Origin of the sequence: Citrobacter sp. S55_ASV_140 (assembly GCF_018919505.1) — a bacterium.
Taxonomy (GTDB): Bacteria; Pseudomonadota; Gammaproteobacteria; order Enterobacterales; family Enterobacteriaceae; genus Citrobacter; species Citrobacter werkmanii.
Genome location: NZ_JAHLQZ010000380.1, coordinates 1 through 1511, shown reverse-complemented (window position 1 = coordinate 1511; position 1511 = coordinate 1). Strand labels below are relative to the sequence as shown.

1 protein-coding gene and 1 pseudogene are annotated in these 1511 nt (G+C 55.7%); both read left to right on the top strand.

Annotation, left to right across the window (positions count from 1 at the left end; all coding sequences use genetic code 11):
• A pseudogene (gene tcuR, locus KQJ18_RS23975) lies at positions 1-256 on the top strand (tricarballylate utilization LysR family transcriptional regulator TcuR); the annotation flags it as partial.
• A 97-nt stretch (positions 257-353) separates the two neighbouring features.
• Positions 354-1511 (top strand): FAD-dependent tricarballylate dehydrogenase TcuA (tcuA, locus tag KQJ18_RS23970; protein ID WP_216422947.1); only part of this gene is annotated, 1158 nt, incomplete at its 3' end.

The window sequence follows — 1511 nt, the reverse complement described above, 5'->3', positions numbered from 1 at the left end:
GTTACTGATGCGCGCCGTACGCAGTGGCATTGGCGCCACTCTTCAGCCCGGTGCGGCGATCTCCCATCTCGATAAAGAAACTCTAAGAGTGATCGGCGTCTATAATCCGATACTTAGCCGCCCTAACTTTCTGGTCAGCCTCTCTGACGATGAACTTACCCCGGCAGGCCTTGCCGCCCGTGTGGTGCTGACGAAAGTTATGCATCAACTGGTGGAAGCAGGAAGCTGGCCTGGCGCTACTCTTTACAATAACTAAAGTACTGTTTAGCACCACATCATAGCGCCCGCACCAGCTGTGCGTATACATTTCAATTACAAATTTAACAAATAGTTAAATGGTAATGGAGTATACGATGGTTGATGTTCTGGTGATTGGTGGTGGTAATGCCGCGTTATGTGCTGCCTTGACCGCCCGGGAGCAAGGAGCTTCGGTACTCCTGCTCGAAGCGGCCCCCCGGGAATGGCGCGGAGGAAACTCCCAACACACGCGTAATTTACGTTGTATGCATGATGCGCCGCAGGATGTGCTGGTGGACAGCTATCCTGAAGAAGAATTCTGGCAAGATCTGTGGCGCGTCACGGAAGGGAATACCAACGAAGCGCTGGCGCGTCTGGTGATCCGTACCTCTTCACAATGCCGCGACTGGATGCGCCAGCACGGCGTTAACTTTCAGCCACCTCTCTCTGGCGCTTTACACGTGGCGCGAACCAACGCCTTTTTTATGGGCGGTGGAAAGGCCCTTGTGAATGCCTATTATCGCAGCGCAGAAAAGCTGGGAGTGCAGATCCGCTATAACACCCCGGTTCAGGCGCTTGAACTGCGTAATGGCGAGTTCGTGGCGGCGCTGGCAGGCGAAGAGCGCATCACCGCTAAATCCTGCGTGCTTGCCGCTGGCGGTTTTGAGTCTAACCGCGAATGGCTACGAGAAGCATGGGGAGAGAACAAGCGCGGCGAATGGCCAGCGGATAACTTCCTGATTCGCGGCACGCGCTTTAACCAGGGCGTACTGCTCAAATTTATGATGGATGCCGGAGCCGACATTATCGGCGATCCCTCCCAGTCACACTGCGTGGCCATTGATGCCAGAGCGCCATTATATGACGGCGGGATTTGCACCCGCGTGGACTGCGTCTCGCTCGGTATAGTGGTGAACCGGGACGCTGAGCGCTTTTATGATGAAGGTGAAGATTTCTGGCCCAAACGCTACGCCATCTGGGGACGTCTGGTCGCTCAACAGCCAGGGCAGATTGGCTACTCCATCATCGACAGTAAAGCTATTGGCCACTTTATGCCGCCGGTCTTTCCCGGCGCGCAGGCCAATACGTTGGCAGAGCTGGCTCTTCAGTTAGGACTGGATGCCGAACGTTTTACCCACACCGTGACGCAATACAACAACGCCTGCCAGCCAGGTCAGTTCGACCACACCGTTCTGGATAACTGCGCCACCAAAGATTTGCTACCCGCGAAAACGCACTGGGCGCGACCACTGGACCAGCCGCCATACTACGGC